This is a genomic window from uncultured Cohaesibacter sp. (assembly GCF_963556055.3).
GTDB lineage: Bacteria > Pseudomonadota > Alphaproteobacteria > Rhizobiales > Cohaesibacteraceae > Cohaesibacter.
In genome coordinates this window covers 21,281-37,691 of record NZ_CAUVYE020000015.1, presented here as the reverse complement: position 1 = coordinate 37,691, position 16,411 = coordinate 21,281, and the positions used below count along the sequence as shown (strand labels likewise).

The following is a 16,411-nucleotide window of genomic DNA, read 5'->3' as shown; positions in this document are numbered from 1 at the left end:
ATTCAGTGGTAATTTTCGATATGTGCGCACAGAAAATATGCAACTTTTTGTATCTAAAACGCTCTCTTCCGTCCGTGGTTTGTCAACCCCTGCGGCTTTCTAGATGCCCAGTTCCTTTATCAACACCTGGGCAATGTGGCGAAAACTGTTTGAGGCAAGGCTCTCCCGACGAGCGTTCATATTGACAATTCCGCGGATCATGCGGTCGGGAACAAAATCGCTGGACAGGCACGAAAACTCGACCAGAAACTGCGCGCTGCGCGGGATGAGATGGTTCTTTTCATCTGGCTCGGCTGTGACGTCGCCACCAAATCGCGTTGTCAATTCCGGAAGGTCAAGCCGCGGGCTACTGGTCAGGTTGATCCTTTCGAGCCGCACCTTGATGGCCTTGCCAATCGCAAGATCGGGGATGAACAAACCGGTTTGCCCCGTTTTGAGCCGCGCGACAGCATATTCATCGACATATCCGTGCAATTTGGTCTTCCTGTCCTGGGAGATGATGGCGAGCAAATCATTCTCGCCGACCCAGCGACCGGGATGAAGATTTTCAGCAATTTGCAGGATGGAGGAATCGGGCGCGGCATAGATGTCCAGCCTTTCTCTTTCCCCGCGCAAATGCCCCAGTTTTGTGCCAATGGTGCCAAGCTCCTGTTCAAGAATGAGGCGTTCTTCAAGATGCTTTTCGTCGGTCTGGATACGGGCCAGCTCTGCCTTTATCTGCGCAAGCCGGATTTGGGAAAGCTTTATTTCCTTGTCAAGATCGGGCGCGGCAAGAGAGAGAATCCTTTTGCCATGGTCGATTTTTTCGCCTTGAGACAAGTCCACGAAAGTGATTTTCCCTGAATGCTCGGGATAAATCTGAATGATGTCGGCAGCTGTCGAAATGGCCGGAATGTCAACACTCGACTTCCAGGGGACGACAAACATCAGAAACACCACCGACAGACCAAGAACAGAGAAGGCCAGCCGATTGATTGAAACCACGTCCTTGTCGATTGAACGCCATTGCAGCAGTTCCTTGCCGATTGGCCGAATGAGCAACGACCAGAGTGTCAGCGCGAACAGCACAATGCCGAGGAGCTTGAAGGTGTAGGTATAGAAGAAGATGGCGAAGGCCCAATAGACCAGAAGCCTGTATCCCCAGGACATCCAGGCATAGGCGACAAGCAGCGCCTCTCTGTCTTTGGGAACATCTTCGGGTGCTTGAAGGGTCGGGCCGATCAGCCATTGGCGCAACTTCCAGCGACCGAAAGCATAGGAACGAGGGCGCAGATTGTCGATGCCCAGCCAGTCAGAAAAGATGAAATAGCCATCGAACCGCATCAGTGGATTGAGGTTGACCAGCAAGCTGGACACAAGACCGGTGGTCGCAAACACGAAAGCCGTCGTGCGATAGACTCCATCAGGCAGGAAAGGCCACAAAAAGAGGGCGATGATCGCGACCGCCAGCTCCGTGAGCAATCCCGCCGCACTGATCAGAATCCGGTTTTTGCGCGAGGGTATCCGCCATGCATCACTGACATCGGCAAACAGCATCGGTGTCATGAACATGAAGGCAATGCCGATGGCGGGAACGCGGCAGCCATAGTGAACTGCCGTGAAAGCATGACCCAGTTCGTGCAGGGCTTTCAGGCATACGAGAGCGACCAGCATGGTCATGATGCCATGCCGCGACATGAAGTGAGGGAAGCTGGCGAGAAACGCCTCCCACTGCCTTGAGGTCATATAGAGCCCCACCAGCAACATGGCGCCCAAGAGGAGGGCAGTTCGCCGGGTGATGATCGATTCCACTGTGGGCAGCAGGGTTTGCAAGAAGGCCTGCGGATTGAAAAGCGGAACCTTGAAGAAAAAGATCTTTTGTGGCAGTTGCTTCAGGTGCATCTTGTGGGTCGCATCAGCCTTGGCCGACAATCCCCGCCAATTGATGTTTTCGTCTTCGGCCGTCAGTCCGTTGCGGCGCAAGAAGGCAATCAGAGAGGTTATTTCACTCTCATCCACCTTTATTCCCGATTCAGCTTCAAAGCTGGTGCGCAAGTCTTCGGGGCTTTTGCACGATGGCCATGCCCTGACAAGCTGCATGGTAAGATCGCTGATCTGGAAATAGCGATGCTGAACGGGATCATGAATGATCCAGTTCTCGCCTGGCGCATTGTCTGTCCCATCTTTGTGAATTTCCAGTTCCTGACGCAGAGCCGGCAGGCTGTCCAAAGCCAGTGAGCTGCTCATGTCACAGCCCTGCCCATTGTCTGAAAGCGGAAATGGGGCGCCGGAACAGGAAGAGTCCAAGAGCCGTTTTGCCACCATGGATCTGAGCCACTCCGCGACTTCCTATTCGGGGCGGATTGGAGCTGTCGCCTGTCAAATGCGCTATGGCGCTGAACGCCATGGTTCCGTTGGCTGTCTCGTGAGCCTTGTAATCGGCCGAGACGATGCGAGCGCTTCGGGCATTCAAGGGATCGGTATCGAGATAGACTTTCACTTCGGCATCATTTTTCAGCACGATCGCATCACGGACCGGGATATCGATCCTGATATCCACGGTGCTCGGATCCGCCACTTGCATGATCTGATCCCCGGTCTTGACCGGTTTGCCTATAAGCTCCTGCTCGTTGGCAAATACGGCGATTCCGTCAAGTTGCGCCTTTATGCGGGCCTGCTCGAGCATATCGCGTGCAAAGGCCTGCTCCACCTCTTTCAATTCCTGATCCGCCATCGCCTGGCGCAATTGCTGTCGTTGCGTGTCATCGCCAAAGGCCAATTGGCCGATTTTTTTCAGACGCGCCTTGGCAACCTCGACCTCTCGGGTCGCGACATCATAGGCCTTGCGCAATTTTGTCTCGGACAGATTGAGAAGGGCCTGTCCTTTTTTGACCTTTTCGCTGGGATGGACAAGCACCGCCTCGATATTGCCATCAAAGGGCGCGGTGATGATAAAGGGCTTATGGGCGGTCACCTCCATGGGGGCCATGGTGGTGAGAGCCGTGGGATAGAGCATCAACTCGACAAACAGAATTGTTCCGACTATCAGGAAAAAAATGTTTTTTCTCAGACTCTTGAAGATGGATTGCCGGGCAATGATGGGCTTGCTGGACAAGAGCTGGATGGAGCGGGCAAAGGCTTCTGATACATGCGAGGCAGTGGCGATCTCACCTTTTTTCCAGTCCTGCTCCTTGGTCAGCAGCATCCCCCCGATCATCTCCCCGTCCTGGGTGGTGAAGGGGATCCAGAGCAACTTGTCAAACGGATAGGTCTGAAGCAATGAATGATGGGGCTTGGCCAAATCGGCTTTCTGGAAGCTCAGAGCGGTTTCAAGTCCGTGCCTGTCTTCCACGAGCTTGAGCAATGTACGAATGTCCTGTACGAGCTGAGAATTCTGATTGACCTCCGCCAGACCGGAAATAGCCTCCAGCTTGAGATGGGTTTTCTGACGAAAAACAAAGATCTGCCTGGCGCGATTGAGCTTGCGTGTCTCGTTGGCAATCAGGAAATTCAACGCTTTGGGCGTTGTTGCACGTCGACATTCCGCCTCGATTGCCAGTATGAGGCGCAAAAGGGCAACCTCCTCGGAGCGCACAACCGAAGGATCTCTGCTCTTGGAAGGGCCTGAGGCTGGAGTGTCTGCCTTTTTTGCTGGTCGCCTGATTTCTTGCTTTGTTGTGGGAGCAGAAGAGGCGAGCGCTTCATTTGTGTTGTTCACGGGCTTGCTCTACTCGTTCGGCTTTGTAAATTGTGCCACCCCACTCATTCCTACCAGAATGTTCGATGTGTCCGACGCAAAACGGGCATAGGCCTTGATCGTCTGGCTGCCTGCTTCGATTTTGGCTCCGAGCCGGTCAACAACCGCCCGAAACGTGTCCTGAGTCTCATCGACGCGGAACTCGAACTCGGTGCCCATTTTCAACCAGGCAAGCCAGTTCGAGGGTACGATCAACTCGATATAGGGATTGTTTTTCGACACGATGCTGAGCAATGGTTTTTCCAGCGCCGTCATTTCGCTTTCCATGATATTGAGTTCATAGACAGCCCCATCAAACGGAGCCTTGAGATTGCACTGCTCGATTCTGGCACTCAGAATCGCGACCTGCGCCTTGGCCTGTTCGAGCCGGGCTTCGGAGATTCCCAGCTCCTGCCGGCTGCCAGCTCCTCTCTTGACCAGAAAGGCGGTGCCATCGCGCTGCAATTGCGCCTCTTTCTGTTGCGCTTTGGCTGCCTGAAGCTCCGCCCGAGGTCCCCGACAGTCCAGCTCGATGAGACTGTCTCCTTTTTTGAAGGATTGCCCTGCTTCAAAGGCAATGCGGTTAACCCGTGTTCTCAACTCGGTTGAAAGTTTGGCTTCCTTTTCGGCGCGCACGACACCGCGGATTGGCATCAACGCCTCGGGTGGCATTTCAGGCAGGGCAGCATTCGTATCCTGAGCTGCACCAATCGAGAGATGCACAGTGGTGAAAAAGAGTGCGACACAGATCACTCCAAGAAGGATGGCACCGGACAGGCGTTGCTTTTTGTGCTTCAACATCAGCGTGCTTTCTTTCTCGGTTCAGAGGAAACCTGTTGGGGTTTCTTGGCCTTCATGTCCAGCTGGGATGTTGTCCAGGCGCGTTCAAGCTGAGCGGATAACTCCTCGACGCTCTTGCGGGAATCGTCGGGATGGCACGGGTCCCATCCGATCGATCTGAAAATCTGGGCATATGCACTCTGTAGGTCTGCATAGGCAAGGTCATATTTCGTTTCTGCGATCAAGCTGTTGAGTTCTTCATGCAGCAACTTCTGTTCCCCGACACGGTTGGCCTTGAACTCCAGGCGGATCTGGCGCAAAAGGCGGCGCTGAACATTGAGATATTCCGAAGCGATCTTGTAGCTCTGGCGTGCCTGCTGATACTGGATCTGGCTGATATGAACCTGCGACAGGATGCTCATGCTGAGGGCTTTGGTCTGCATGTCCAGCAGCTTGTCCTGTGCCTTGAGGCTGCGTCTCTGGGCCGGATACTGGAAAACCTGCAACAGATTCCAGCTTGCCGCCGCGCCCCAGTCGACCCAGTTGGCATTGACGAGGAAGGAATTGCTGCTTGAATTCTGGCCCGTATAAAGCTTGAGGCTGGGCACGAGCTGCAACACGGCTGCCTGCGCCTCTTGCTGGTTGATCCGTTGCTGGTAAAGCTTTTCGTGGATTTCGCTGCGGTCCCTGAGGGCGATCATCGTCAACTCGTCAGGGCCGAGGGGCAATGCCACCGGCATCTTTTCATGTTTTGGGGCCACGAGTTTGAAATCCGTACCGGGCCGGATATTGATGAGCGCGGCAAGCTTCGTCTTTGAATTGCGGATTTCTTCCTGCAAGCCGTTGAGTGCCCGCTTGATTTCCACCAACTCCCGTTCGGCGATGAGCGCCTGCAATCTCGGCGTCTTGCCGCTCTGAGAAATCAGTCGATTGTTATACTGATTTTTCTCGACGCGCCGATGCAAAGCCTTGAGCTGTCCATAAAGATGCTCATAGGCCTGGGCTCGCCAGAAGCTGGTGCGGACATCTTCAAGCAGCTTCTGCATGGCTTTGCGACGGGATTCCTGGCTTATCCAGTAGCGATCCCCCAACTGCTTTGCACGGATATAGGACAGGCCGAAATCGAGGATGTTCCAGCCAAAACTGATATCGGTCGTGCCGACTTCCTTGTCTTGGGAGGAGGAGGAGTCTCCGCTGCGTTCTCGGGTCAGCAGGTCAAGACTGTCAGAGGCCAGAATATTGTCTCTGCCGCTATATCCGGCATTCGCGGCGACTTCGGGAAGCATGGAGTAGCTGGAAACAACAAGCTCGGACTTGCGAAAAGCCGCTTCCTGAGCCTGTACACGATAGTCCCAGTTATATTTCAGGGCCCTGGCCATGGCTTCATACAAGGTTAGCGGTTCGGCAATCGGGTCCTGATGCGAGACGGAGTGATAGTAATAGTTGGCACTTTTGCTGAAAATGGAATCGGAGAGAGCGCGCGGCTTGTGCGAACATCCTGCCACTGTGACAAGGGCCAAAGACAAGACCAGAACTGAACGGGCTGATGTCATTGCGGCTATTGATCCGAACCTGCTTCTGAAACGTTTCAAACTCTTGATCTTTAGCCAGATTTCAGGCTCCATTTCTTGTCGAAATGGTAAAAAATGGCTCATGCAATCAAGACATTACAACCCTGTGTTTAAGGCTTTTATGGTTAATTTTTCATTGAAACTAGCTATGGAAGTATTTTAATTTTTGATTTCGATTGGGGTTTTTAACAAGTGCGTAAAACTCAAAAAAAGTTTCTGGCAGTTTGGCAGATATCCCCCGCATGTCGCCTCCAGAGAAAAAGCGGGCGCGAGGGAGATGACAAAAAGATCAGTAATTTTAACAGTGTAATTCTATACCGTGTCCCCTTGGCTCCCTGCGCGATCTGGCGCGGACATCACGCGCCAAGAGATTTGTTTGATGCATTTTAAATTGCAATGACTGAATCTTTCAGCCACTTCCGCGCTTGGCGCGTGGGATGTGTGGCGTTGGACTGTTAACGAAAACTGGTCAGGGCACAGTAAAACCCTAGCGTGTTTCCGTAAGGGGTTTTACTTTTTAAAATGTGATGGGTTGCAAATATAGGGTAAAAATCCTGCCTGCTTGCCTGCGAAATGCCATTGTGAGCATTTCAAGAGGCCAGAATGCCATTCCATGCAGCGTCACGCGTCTCGGATTGATGCCTGCCGGTTTCTGGTGCATGCCGGTTCTTCTGTCGACAAGTCCCGATTCTGAATGCGATGGGCGCTTCATCGCTGTTATGGGCAGGGAGCCCTATCCCGAATTCGTCAAAGGTGCCAGATATCAAAGGTGCCGGATATCAAAGGTGCCAGACAACTGGTTTCGCGGCAAAGCGCTTCACGGCAGCAAAATGGCCGTTCTCAGGCCATTTTGGCAGGTTTGACTCTTTTGGTTTTGGTCAAGAGGATAGAAATTTGTCAGACCGTTCGGCCGGTCGTATATGGATCATATAGGCCGAATGCACATGAAGAGGCGAGGCGAAGTTGCTCATGGGATTAGCCGCATGTCGGGTTGTCGGAATGTCATAGAGATGGTCTATTTTCTTGACGTTCAATGCCGATTTCCGCCCTTCGCTCGTCTCGATGGACCACCGTAGGGCTGGAGCATGCGGGAGGTTGGTTGCTAAATCTGGTGAAACCTGCCATCAAAGCGTCCACATTGTTCCTTCTTCCTTGACTCTGGCATTTCTGTATGACAGATATTTAAATATATATGACAGAAATAGTGCCGGATCACGCGTTCGGTATTTTCATTCAACCTGGGAGGAAGCGCATGCTTGCGTATAAGAACCAGCTAAGGGCCGCAGCAAGCAAGATTTCGACGATTGCTGTCACCTTGTTGGGCCTTCTTACTCTGACTTTCATCATCGGGCGTATCATGCCAAACGATCCGGTTCGCGCGATCGTGGGTGAAGAAGCGACACGCGAAGTCTATGAGAATGTCTATCGGCAGCTTGGCCTTGATCGCCCCATGTGGGAACAGTTCCTGATGTATTTGCGCGATATGGTCTCGCTGGATTTCGGCACATCCGTGCGAACCGGCCAGCCTGTGCTGGAGGACATCATTCACGTGATGCCCGCTACCATCGAGCTGGCAACCTTCGCCATCGTCATCAGTGCCACCCTTGGGGTGACCCTTGGTATGATCGCAGCGGTCTACAAGGATCGTTGGCCCGATCAGGTCATTCGTGTCTTCAGCCTGATGGGCCATTCCATGCCCATTTTCTGGACTGGCATGATTGCCCTCATCATTTTCTACGCAAAACTGGGCTGGGTTGGTGGTTCGGGCCGAATGAGCCAGTTCTATATCGGTCTGGAACCCAACGTCACCGGCTTCCTGTTGCTTGACAGTGCCATGACCGGGGAGTGGGATATCTTCTATAGCGCCCTAAGGCACATTATCCTGCCTGCGTCCTTGCTGGGCTATTCGTCTGCGGCCTTCATAACCCGTATGACGCGCAGCTTCATGCTCGACCAGATCAACCAGGAATATATCACGACTGCCCGGGTGAAGGGTCTCAGCCAATGCAAGACCATCTGGTTCCATGCCTTCATCAATATTCGTGTCCAGCTGATCACCATTGTCGCTCTCGCCTTCGGTACGCTCCTTGAGGGGTCCATTCTGATCGAGACGGTGTTTGCTTGGCCGGGCTTCGGATCCTATCTGGTCGGCAACTTGATGATTGGCGATATGAACTCGCTGATGACCTGCGTTTTGATCGTGGGGGTCATCTTCACCACGCTGAACCTGATTTCCGACATTCTGTACCGCGTGTTTGACCCGAGGACCCGATAATCATGACTGATCCCAATCTGACACCTGACATCAAAAAGTCCTCGAGACTTCCTGAACCCGTCATCGCCTTGCGCAATATCGTGATGTTTCTTCTGAAGCACCCAACCTCTGCCTACGGTCTGCTGGTTCTTGCGGCGCTGATCATTCTGGCCATCATCGGCCCACTGCTTGCAACTCATGACCCCTATCTTCAGGATCTGCCCAATGCCTTGCAGGCCCCGAGCGGAGAGCATTTCTTCGGCACCGATGAGCTGGGGCGTGATATTTACAGCCGCCTTCTCTATGGTACGCGCATTTCCCTGACTATCATCGGCATCGTGACGATTGTGGTTGGCCCAATCGGTCTGACAATCGGAACCGTGGCGGGGTATCTTGGCGGTCGGGTCGATACGGTCCTGATGCGGATTACCGACATCTTCCTGTCCTTCCCTTCGCTGATCCTGTCGCTGGCATTCGTTGCCGCCCTTGGTCCCAGCCTTTACAATGCGATCATCGCCATTTCGCTTACGGCATGGCCCCCGATTGCCCGTCTTGCAAGGGCTGAAACCCTGACTTTCCGCAAGACCGACTATATTGCGGCAGCCAAATTGCAGGGGGCTTCGGGGTTCCGCATCATCATCAAGTCGATTGTGCCCATGTGTCTGCCCTCGGTGATCATTCGTCTGACGCTGAATATGGCCGTGGTCATCCTGACAGCCGCCGGTCTTGGCTTCCTTGGTCTTGGGGCTCAGCCGCCGTTGCCGGAATGGGGTGCCATGATCGCCACCGGACGCCGTTACATGATCGACAGCTGGTGGGTTGTTACCTTCCCCGGTGTCGCCATCTTCTGTGTCTCGCTTGGCTTCAACCTGCTTGGCGACGGTCTGCGCGATGCGCTTGATCCCAAACAGCTGAACCGGAGATAAGCAAATGCAAGAGCCAAATTCAAAACCCATTCTCTCGGTTGAGAATCTCTCTATTCGCTATCGCGGAACGCCGCAGGATGCGGTGCGCAATGTCTCCTTCAATCTGGGCCGCGAGCGCCTTGGTATCGTGGGCGAGAGCGGATCGGGCAAATCCACAGTTGGCCGCGCGCTTCTCAAGCTGCTGCCAACCGCGGACATCAACGCAGATCGGATGCAGTTTCAGGATATCGATCTGCTCAAGACCCAGGAAAAGGACATGCTTCATGTTCGCGGTCGACAGATTTCGATGATCTTGCAGGATCCGAAATTCTCGCTCAACCCGATCCAGAAGTGCGGTCCCCAGGTGGCCGAGGCTTACCGGACCCATGTGAAATGCAGCAAGTCCGAAGCAAAGGCGAAGACGATCGCCATGCTCGAGTCGGTGCAGATCCGGGATCCGCAGCGGGTCTATGAGCTGTATCCGCACGAGGTTTCCGGCGGTATGGGGCAGCGTATCATGATTGCCATGATGCTGCTGACCGATCCCAAGGTGGTTATCGCCGACGAGCCGACATCGGCACTCGATGTGACTGTCCGTCTTCAGGTGCTCGATATTCTTGATGCTCTGGTCCGCGACAAGGGCATTGGCCTTATCATGATTTCCCATGACCTCAACCTTGTCCGCAACTTCTGCGACCGCGTGCTGATCATGTATGCCGGTCAGGTCGTTGAATCCCTCAAGGCGTCCGAGCTGGGCAATGCACAGCATCCTTATACCAAAGGGCTCTTGGCCGCCCAGCCTCATATCGGGGGCAGCCGCGACCCCTTGCCGGTTCTTGAGCGAAGCCCCGAATGGCTGAAAGATGTGAAGGTGATATAATGAAATCAATGTCTTTGGAAAATGTCAGAATCCAGCTTGGTTCTGCTGTCATTCTGCCAGACGTCTCCTTCGATGTGAAAGCGGGCGAGTGCTTCGGGCTTGTCGGGGAAAGCGGATCGGGAAAGTCCACGGTTCTGCGCTGCATTGCGCTGCTTTTTTCCAATTGGTCCGGCGACATCAAGATTGATGGCAAATCGATCCGCGAAATGGCCCCTTTCGAGCGGTGCAGCACCATTCAGATGGTCTTTCAGGATCCTTACGGGTCTCTGCATCCTCGCCACTCGGTGCGGACCACCCTGTCTGAGCCGTTGAAGATACACAAGCTCGATAATCATCAGGAGCGAATGGAACAGGCGATGATCGAGGTGGGTCTGCCGGTCGAGTTTCTTGATCGGTATCCGCACCAGTTGTCCGGTGGGCAGCGTCAAAGGGTGGCCATTGCCCGCGCTCTGATCCTGAACCCCGATATTCTGCTGCTCGATGAACCGACTTCGGCGCTCGATGTCTCGGTGCAGGCCGAGATCCTCAACCTGTTGGTCCGCCTGCGTGAGGAAAAAGGCTTCACCTATATCATCGTTAGTCACGATCTGGCTGTTGTCGATCACATGTGTGATCGCTTTGCTGTCATGCAGCAGGGCAACATTGTCGAGGTCCTGCCGCGGTCGGCCATACCAAGCAATGACGCGACAGCGCCTTACGCCAAAGAGCTGATCGAGGCGAGCCTTGTCTATGAGCGAAATCTCTGATGCCTCTGTTGCTCTTCCCGATTTTCTGGAAGAGCACAGGAAAAATCTGAGCCCAAAACTGACCTTTGCCGACTGGCAAGGGTCTTTTGCGTCCTGGAGAGAGGCGGCCATGGCCCTTTGGCGTGACGCATTGCCCCCCTTCGAGACCACAGCAAAAGGCGAGTGCCTTCCCACCAGTGAGCGGTTCGGGGCGAGCCATCGCCTGACCTTTGCCACGGGCGCGCAAAGCGAGGCCATTCTCTGCCTGCCCGAAAAGGGAACCCCGCCATATCCGGCCATCATCCTGATGCATGATCATGGCGGCGTGTTCGACATCGGCTGGAAAAAGCTGTTCAGGCGGGATGAAGCGACAGCCCTTCAACAGAAATTCTATGACGGGCAAAGCCCGGCTTCCCATTTTCTAGAGCGCGGATTTGCGGTTTTCTCAATGGACGCCCTTGGCTGGGGATCCCGTTTCTGCGGTGGCTATGAGAGTCAGCAGGCCCTTGCGGCCAACGCCATGGGCCTTGGTTACAGCCTTGCCGGCCTTGTCGCTGCCGAGGATTGCGAGGCCGCCCGCTGGCTTGCAGACCATCCCCGGATCGATGCCCGTCGTATCGGCACGTTCGGCTTTTCATTCGGGGGCTTTCGGGCATGGCAGTTGGCCGCTCTCTGCCCCGAGGTCCGCGCTTTGGCGAGTCTCAGCTGGCTGGCGTGCCGCAAGGATCTGATGGTCGCCACTGCGCCATTGTTGCGTGGCCAGTCAGCCTACTATTTTCTCTATCCGCAATTGGCTGGCGCGCTGGATTTTCCCGATATGGCAGGTCTGGGCGCAGGCAAACCGATGCTGTTCCGATCCGGGTCCGGTGACCGGCATATGCCTCTTGCAAGCGTTCAGACGGCCTGGGAAAAAGTGTCTCGCATCTGCAATGCGGGCGGCGGCCCACTTCCTGACCATGCCCTTCATGACAAAGGCCATACTTGCCCGTCAGACTGCCTTGTCGAGGCGGTCGACTTCCTTGAGCACAGACTGAGCTGACACCGTAGCCACAAACAGCGCTGCGGTAGATGTTGGCAAGAGCAAGGTCGAATGCGGCAGGGTAGGGCGCAAGCGGCTCCAACCACTCTCACCTCAAAACAAAAAGGGCGGATCCTTCAGGGATCCGCCACAAGGTGTTCTTGGGGTTTTGCTTTATACGTTCATGGAGGGAACGTTAGTCTTTTGTGACACCCTCGAAGCGGCAAACCCAAGGGTTGACGATCACATGGTGAACGTTTGCCTGGTAGGCCGCCGTGACAACGCGTTCAGAGAATGGCTGAATGGACGGAATGATGTCCTTTTCCATTTTCGTCTGAACAGATTTGTAAAGCTCGATCTGTTTGTCCTTGTCGGGTTCAACCAGAGCTTTCTCGATAATGCCGTTCAGTTCTTCATTGAAGAAGCTTGTGCGCCAACCCTGATAGTTGGTCAATTTTGCTTCATCGGCATTGTTGGGGTTGTAGATGAGAGCACGCAGGTTGCTGTCCGGATGCGGGAACTGTCCGCCACCACCGCGGCCAACGAGCAATTCGAATTCACGGTTGCGCATGGCACCATAGATCTGGCTGCCACCACCGGTGATGATTTCGGCTTCAATGCCTGCAAGGGCCAGTGTACCCTGAATGGCTGTTGCCGCATCAAGGAACTGCTGGGTGGAGATCACGCGAATGCTTGTTTTGAAGCCGTCAGGATATCCAGCTTCAGCAAGCAGTTGCTGTGCTTTTGGCAGGTCGATTGCAAAGCCCGGATCTTCCATGGCCGAGAAGGCTCCGGAGTTGATCGGACGCTGACGCTTGACACCGAAGTAAGGCATGATGGTTTCGTTGATGCCATCATAATCGATGAGATAGCGCAGTGCTTCGCGAACTTTCGGGTTGGCAAAGCGTTCGTCTTTCATAGACACGGCCAGATAATAGAAACCGGCACTTGGAACGGTTTCGATCTTCAGGCCTTCTTTGACTTCAAGAGCCTTGAGGTCAGGCGCTGCCAGAGAGAAGCCAACGTCGATATCGCCCTGTTCCAGACCCAGACGCTGGGTTTGAGATTCTGGCAGATGGCGCATCAACACGCGCTTCATTTCAGATTTGCCGCCCCAGAAGCCATCGTTGCGGTTCAGGATGACATATTCGTTTGCCCGCCATTTGTTGATGGCAAAGGCCCCCGAGCCAGCCGAATTGTTGGCAAGCCAATCGCGGCCCATGTCGCCGTCTTTTTCGTGGCTCATGACCAGTTTTGAATCAAGGATCGAGCCGGGACCAGCCTGAGTCAGAACCATGATGATGAGTTTGGGGTCATCTTCTTTCGGCAAGGTCAGGACGAAGGTGTTGGCATCCTTGGCGACAAAATACTTGTCGATATCTTCGGATTTGAAACCGCGGGATTTCAGATAGGAAGCCTGTGCCAGATTGAGCGTCAACAGACGTTTCAGGCTGAAGGCAACATCTTCTGCGGTGACCGGATTGCCAGAAGCAAATTTGGCATCCTTGCGCAGATGGAAGGTCACGGACATGTTGTCCGGAGCAATATCCCAGCTTTCGGCAAGGCGTGGCTCGAGCGCACGGGTTTCAGGGTTGAGCTGTGCCAGGCTGTCATACACGTTGTTGAGAATCTGAACAGCTTCACCGCCGGTGATGGCGGCCGGGTCCATGGTCAGCACGTTGTTCATATTGAAGGCAACGATCAGCTGATCCTTTGGCGTTGCGGCATCGGCAGCGCTTTGGAAGCCTGCGGCACCCGTCATAAGAAAGGCGCTCAAGGCGACGGTTGCAAGTAGTTTCTTCATGGTTCCTCCCATTGACAATCAATGAATTTGTTCAGGCAATCTGCAACCAGAGCCACGGTCTCTGACGGGGTTCGTCAGACATCGACTGGTTCAGCTCTTGAACTTGCTTTGCGTTTCTTTCCAAAAAACGTGCTTCCTGCACCGCAAAGCAAAGACGGCGTGAAAGGGAACTTCCATACACGCCGGACCTGTCGACCACCCACATATCGGGTGATCAACAGGAAAGGGGATCATCGAACGCGATTGTTTTCGATGTGTTCAAAGTTGATGTCTTCGCCAAGTCCCGGACGATCCGGCACATGGACAAATCCTTCGTTATCCATCGGATCCGACAGGGACTTGAGATAGTCGAAGCCATCATCATATTCGAGGAATGGATGCAGCAGACCGCGTTCATACCAGCGGCAGTTTTTAGAGGCAGCAACCACATGCAGGTTCATCGCGGTATTGCCATGCACCTCGCAATTCATGCCGAAGCTTTCAGCCATGCGCATGGTCTTGATTGCCGGCGTGATCCCGCCGACGTCATTGACGCCGGTGCGCAGGATGTCGCAGGCACCAAAACGGACCCACTCGGCGCGATGCCAGTGTTTGCCCGCAGCGCTTTCCGGCCCGATCACGGGAATGTCGAGATTTTCCGTCAACCACTTGTAGGAAGACAGGGATTGTTCATCGAGCGGTTCCTCGATCCAGTCGAAGTCCAGCTTCTCAAGACCCCGCCCCAAAGCCAGGGCATCGGTGCGTGAATACCAGTGAAAGGCATCGATCATCAGGCTGATGTCCGGGCCAACGGCTTCGCGAACCGCTGCGCAAGCCTTGAGGTCCATTTTTACATCCGGAGCCCAACTGACGGGGGGCATCCAGGTATGCAGTTTGATACCCTTATAGCCGCGTTTGACAAGCGTTTCGGCAAAACGGCCGTAATCGTCCGGCGTGGCAAGGCCACCTTCAAGCTCGTCACCGCACATGATCGAGCCATAGGCCAGCATCTTGTCGCGATAGCCGCCGATCAACTTGTATACAGGTTGGTTGAGCGCTCTGCCCGCAAGGTCCCAGAGGGCACAATCAACCACTGCAAGTGTTCTGTCAGTCAACTGGGCGGCGGAGCCGCGCTGCCAATGGGCGAGATCGTACCAGAGGCGCTCCCGATCCCGGCAATCCTGCCCGATCAGCACCTTCTTGACGAATTTATCAACCACATGGGGCCGAATAATCTCAGGAGGACAGAAGGAATAGCCCTCGTGGCCGTCTTCTGTGCGAATGGTGAGCATGGCTTGCTCGACTTGCTTTGCGGGGCCTGGATGTCCGTGTCCCGCGCTGTCGGAGTGCCGACGCGTCGTGGTCAAAAAGACTGTAACCGCAACGTCCTTGATAATCATGTTTCGTGATTCTCCCATAGCCGAGGGTGGCTACTAATCTATACGACACATTTGTAGATGTTTTTTCCGGGCAGGTCAATATTTGTCATACAGATATTGATATTATTCATATAGATTTTATGATAGCATGGAAAACAGGCGAACTGCACCGGGCTCGGAGCGTGCGACAAGTCCCCGAAACAAACCGATGTTGCAACAAGCGGGCAAAGGGGTGATGATCAACCGGAAACCTGAGTTGTCCGTGATGATTCAAAGGTTAACAAGAGAAGCGGATGAAAAATTCAAGAATTTGAAACGATAGAAAAACGTGGTAGACAATCATATGGGTTGCAAATCAGGCAGACAGACATCTGATCATGCGCCCTGAAAGTTAACTGGCATGTACTGGCGAGAGCTTTGGATATCTGCTGGCACAATCGGAAGAAGCCCCAAGGCAGCGCTAGCCGGTCCTGTTACAGTCTAGAAAGGCGAGAAATGGTCACTCAGGTTGCACAAAACAGACAAAAAGGTGAAAAGGCACAGACACTGGTTAGCCGCATCAGTGACCATTTACGCCGAGAAATCGTGACCGCCAAATATATTCCCGGTGACCGCCTGCCCAGCGAAGCGGAACTTGGCAGACAATTCGAGGTGAGTCGAACCGTTGTCCGTGAGGCCATCGCGATCTTGCGGTCAAACGGTCTGGTCGAGGCGAGAAAAGGGTCTGGCGTGTTTGTCCTTGACCCAAGAGATGCCAAGCAGGACCACCCCTTTGCCGATCTGTCTTCTGATCGCATCTCGGAAGTTATCGAACTTCTTGAAATGCGTTCGGCCTTTGAAATCCGGTCAGCCGGTCTCGCAGCTGCCCGTCGGTCATCCTCGCAAATCGAAAGCATTTTGCGCGCCCACAATGTGGTCGGCGAGTTGATGGAGGCTGAGGAATGGCCCTATGAGGCGGATTTCCAGTTCCATTATGAAGTCGCCGTCGCCACGCAAAATAAGCGCTTTCCGCAATTTCTGTCGATGATCCGCTCAGGTATCATCCCGCGCAAGGACCTGTCCGGGGCCGATGAAAGACGGCGCATTCATCCCAATCCGCATTTGCATAAAGAGCATGCGTTGATCTTGCAGGCGATTGTCGACGGAGATTCCGAGGCTGCCGAACAGGCCATGAAGGTGCATCTGGAAGGTGCGCTCGACCGCTATAGAAAATTGCTTCGGGAAAGCCTCATCGTTTAGGCTTTCTGTTGAATGGATGACCAACGGGAATAAGGATCTGTTAGCTGCAAGGTGCCTGTTTGGGGCAGGTCTTTTGACGAGCGGCTTGATCCCTCTGATATCCATTGCTACCATTATTTTCCAACACAGATAAACAAAAGCAAGTGCATGCATGCTGTAGGG

The 16,411-nt window shown here is 54.0% G+C and carries 13 protein-coding genes; 7 read left to right on the top strand and 6 right to left on the bottom strand.

The window, feature by feature from the left end; genetic code table 11:
* Positions 1 to 99: 99 nt before the first annotated feature.
* Genes ACHZB8_RS12895 through ACHZB8_RS12880 form a run of 4 tightly spaced genes read right to left on the bottom strand, consistent with a single transcriptional unit; the run spans position 100 to position 6,048 of the window.
* The gene (locus tag ACHZB8_RS12895; protein ID WP_316860902.1) at positions 100 to 2,226 is read right to left on the bottom strand and encodes a site-2 protease family protein; all 2,127 of its coding nucleotides are present in this window, start codon (positions 2,224 to 2,226) and stop codon (positions 100 to 102) included.
* Position 2,227: 1 nt separating this feature from the next.
* Positions 2,228 to 3,697 carry an efflux RND transporter periplasmic adaptor subunit gene (locus ACHZB8_RS12890; RefSeq protein WP_316860901.1) on the bottom strand — a complete coding sequence of 490 codons (1,470 nt, stop codon included), beginning with the start codon at positions 3,695 to 3,697 and terminating at the stop codon, positions 2,228 to 2,230.
* A gap of 9 nt (positions 3,698 to 3,706) precedes the next feature.
* A complete protein-coding gene (locus ACHZB8_RS12885) occupies positions 3,707 to 4,516 on the bottom strand; it encodes an efflux RND transporter periplasmic adaptor subunit (RefSeq protein ID WP_316860900.1) in 810 nt (269 codons plus the stop codon).
* On the bottom strand, positions 4,516 to 6,048 hold the full coding sequence (locus ACHZB8_RS12880) for a TolC family protein (RefSeq protein ID WP_316860899.1): 1,533 nt from the start codon (positions 6,046 to 6,048) through the stop codon (positions 4,516 to 4,518). The genes ACHZB8_RS12885 and ACHZB8_RS12880 overlap by 1 nt, the downstream gene beginning before the upstream one ends.
* Positions 6,049 to 6,647: 599 nt before the next feature.
* Between ACHZB8_RS12880 and ACHZB8_RS12875 the strand changes: the two genes are divergently transcribed.
* The 6 genes from ACHZB8_RS12875 (at position 6,648) to ACHZB8_RS12850 (ending at position 11,869) form a co-directional block, all read left to right on the top strand.
* Complete coding sequence (locus tag ACHZB8_RS12875) at positions 6,648 to 6,929, top strand: hypothetical protein (RefSeq protein ID WP_316860898.1); 282 nt, start codon at positions 6,648 to 6,650, stop codon at positions 6,927 to 6,929.
* Between the two features lie 389 nt (positions 6,930 to 7,318).
* On the top strand, positions 7,319 to 8,341 hold the full coding sequence (locus ACHZB8_RS12870) for an ABC transporter permease (protein WP_316860897.1): 1,023 nt from the start codon (positions 7,319 to 7,321) through the stop codon (positions 8,339 to 8,341).
* 2 nt (positions 8,342 to 8,343) lie between these two features.
* Positions 8,344 to 9,246 (top strand): ABC transporter permease, encoded by a 903-nt coding sequence (locus ACHZB8_RS12865; protein WP_394706192.1) that lies wholly within the window; start codon positions 8,344 to 8,346, stop codon positions 9,244 to 9,246.
* 4 nt (positions 9,247 to 9,250) lie between these two features.
* Positions 9,251 to 10,105, top strand: a complete 855-nt coding sequence (locus tag ACHZB8_RS12860) for an ABC transporter ATP-binding protein (RefSeq protein WP_316860896.1) — start codon at positions 9,251 to 9,253, stop codon at positions 10,103 to 10,105.
* Positions 10,105 to 10,851, top strand: a complete 747-nt coding sequence (locus ACHZB8_RS12855) for an ABC transporter ATP-binding protein (protein ID WP_316860895.1) — start codon at positions 10,105 to 10,107, stop codon at positions 10,849 to 10,851. Before ACHZB8_RS12860 ends, ACHZB8_RS12855 begins: the two co-directional genes overlap by 1 nt.
* A complete protein-coding gene (locus tag ACHZB8_RS12850; protein WP_316860893.1) occupies positions 10,835 to 11,869 on the top strand; it encodes a CocE/NonD family hydrolase in 1,035 nt (344 codons plus the stop codon). Before ACHZB8_RS12855 ends, ACHZB8_RS12850 begins: the two co-directional genes overlap by 17 nt.
* A 175-nt stretch (positions 11,870 to 12,044) precedes the next feature.
* Here ACHZB8_RS12850 and ACHZB8_RS12845 read toward each other — a convergent pair whose 3' ends face one another.
* On the bottom strand, positions 12,045 to 13,652 hold the full coding sequence (locus tag ACHZB8_RS12845) for an ABC transporter substrate-binding protein (protein WP_316860892.1): 1,608 nt from the start codon (positions 13,650 to 13,652) through the stop codon (positions 12,045 to 12,047).
* 230 nt (positions 13,653 to 13,882) lie between these two features.
* Complete coding sequence (locus tag ACHZB8_RS12840) at positions 13,883 to 15,031, bottom strand: mandelate racemase family protein (protein WP_316860890.1); 1,149 nt, start codon at positions 15,029 to 15,031, stop codon at positions 13,883 to 13,885.
* 474 nt (positions 15,032 to 15,505) lie between these two features.
* On the opposite strand from ACHZB8_RS12840, the gene ACHZB8_RS12835 reads away from it, so the two are divergent.
* Entirely contained in the window at positions 15,506 to 16,249 is a 744-nt protein-coding gene (locus ACHZB8_RS12835) for a FadR/GntR family transcriptional regulator (RefSeq protein WP_316860888.1), read from the top strand.
* Positions 16,250 to 16,411 lie beyond the last annotated feature (162 nt).